Consider the following 1,795-nt stretch of genomic DNA (forward strand, 5'->3'; position numbering starts at 1 on the left):
CCCCGCTCCGTCCGCCCCGGCTGCGGGCCAGCGCGCCAAATCTGGGCGGTCTAGGTTTGGGACCACCCCGCTGGCGCCTGCGCCTGGCCCGCAGCCGGGGCGGACGGAGCGGGGCCTGGCTGGTGGAGGCCGCCGGGACCGCAGACGAGGGAGAAGCCGATGTCGCGCATCCTCTGCGTCTGGTCGCCGAACTGGGCGATCGAGACCTGGCGGCGCCGGCGGCCTTCAGCGCCGCAGGCTGAGCCCTTCGCCCTGGCCAGCCTTTCCCGGGGCCTGAGGGTGCTGACCGCCGTCAGCCCGCAGGCCGCGGCGGCGGGCCTCTTCCTCGGCCAGGGCCTGACCGACGCCCGGGCCCTGCGCCCCGACCTGGTCCTGGCTGAGGCCGAACCCGAGGCCGACGCCCGGGCCCTGGAGGCCCTGGCCGACTGGTGCGTGCGCTTTTCCCCCGCCGTGGCCCCCGATCCGCCAGATGGCCTGTTCCTCGACATCGGCGGCGTCTCCCACCTGTGGGGCGGCGAGGCGGAGATGGCCGCCGACCTGGCCGCGCGCCTGGCGAGGGACGGCCTGACCGCCCGGATCGCCCTGGCCGACACCGCCGGGGCGGCCTGGGCCCTGGCGCGGAGCCCGGCGGCGGAAGGGCGTCCCCGAATCCTGGCTCCGGGCAAGACGGAGGCGCAGCCCCTCGCGCCCGAACTGGCCAGCCTGTCGACCGCAGCCCTGCGCCTGGAGCCGGTGGCGGTGGAGCGCCTGGCCCGGCTGGGCCTGAGGCGGATCGGCCAGCTGGCCGGCCTGCCCCGGGGCCCCCTGGCCAAACGCTTTGGCGTCAAGGTCCTGCTGCGCCTGGACCAGGCCCTGGGCCGGGCCCCCGAGGCCTTGGCCTTCCGCCGCCCGCCGACCCCCTGGTTCTCCCGCCTGGACCTGGCCGAGCCGGTGAGCGCGCCGGAGGACCTGGCCCGCCTGTGCCGGGACGCGACCCTTCGCCTGTGCGCGCGGCTGGAGGCGTCCGGACGGGGGGCCCGGCGCTTCCGCCTGGACTTTCACAGGGTGGACGGCGCCCCTGTGGGCCTGGAGCTGGGCCTGTCCCGCCCGGCCCGCGACCCGGACCGCATCGCCCGCCTCTTCCTGCCCCGGCTGGAGAGCCTGGACCCCGGCTTCGGGATCGAGGCGGTGAGCCTCCAGGCGGCAGAGACCGAGGTCCTGGCACCAGGCCAGTCCGACCTGGCCAGCCTGCTGGAGCCAGTCGAGGGACCCGAGGCCCTGGCGCCCCTGATCGACCGGCTGACCGCCCGGCTTGGGCCCCGGCGGGTCTGGCGCAGCCGGCCCCTGGCCAGCCATGTCCCCGAACGCTCAGTGCGCCGGGCCGCAGCCCTGGAGGCACAGGCGGGCCCCGCCGGCAGCTGGCCCGCCTGGCGCCCCCGCCCCCTTCGCCTCCTGCCCCGTCCCGAGGTCCTGGAGGCGGTGATCGCCCTGACCCCGGACGAGCCGCCCCGGCAGTTCCGCTGGCGGGGGCGGGTGCATCGCATCCGCCTGGCCGAGGGACCCGAGCGGATCGGCGCGGAATGGTGGCGGACCGGGATCGAGGCGGTGCGGACCGACCAGGTGCGGGACTATTACCGGGTGGAGGACCAGGACGGGGCCCGGCTCTGGGTCTTTCGCTCGGGCCTGCACGACCATGACCGGCCGGTGCGCTGGTGGCTGCACGGCCTGTTCGGATGAGCCGTTACGCCGAGCTGGCGGCGGCCAGCAACTTCTCCTTCCTGCGCGCCGCCTCGCACCCCGAGGAACTGGTGGCGAC

General features: G+C 76.8%; 1 protein-coding gene and 1 pseudogene. Both read left to right on the forward strand.

The genetic code is table 11. The annotated features are described in order from the left end of the window. Positions 1 to 242, forward strand: a pseudogene (locus WCJ52_RS12985) (hypothetical protein); the annotation flags it as partial. Beyond that, positions 160 to 1,716, forward strand: coding sequence for a DNA polymerase Y family protein (locus tag WCJ52_RS12990; RefSeq protein ID WP_336903723.1), 1,557 nt, complete (start codon positions 160 to 162; stop codon positions 1,714 to 1,716). The pseudogene WCJ52_RS12985 and the gene WCJ52_RS12990, both read left to right, overlap by 83 nt. Positions 1,717 to 1,795: the final 79 nt, after the last annotated feature.

This window comes from Phenylobacterium sp. (assembly GCF_037138395.1).
In the GTDB taxonomy this organism is placed as follows: domain Bacteria; phylum Pseudomonadota; class Alphaproteobacteria; order Caulobacterales; family Caulobacteraceae; genus Phenylobacterium.

What these genes read in the sequence shown, in the direction of transcription:
- WCJ52_RS12990 (WP_336903723.1), top strand. Translation starts at nt 160, where the DNA reads ATGTCGCGCATCCTCTGCGTCTGGTCGCCGAACTGGGCGATCGAGACC.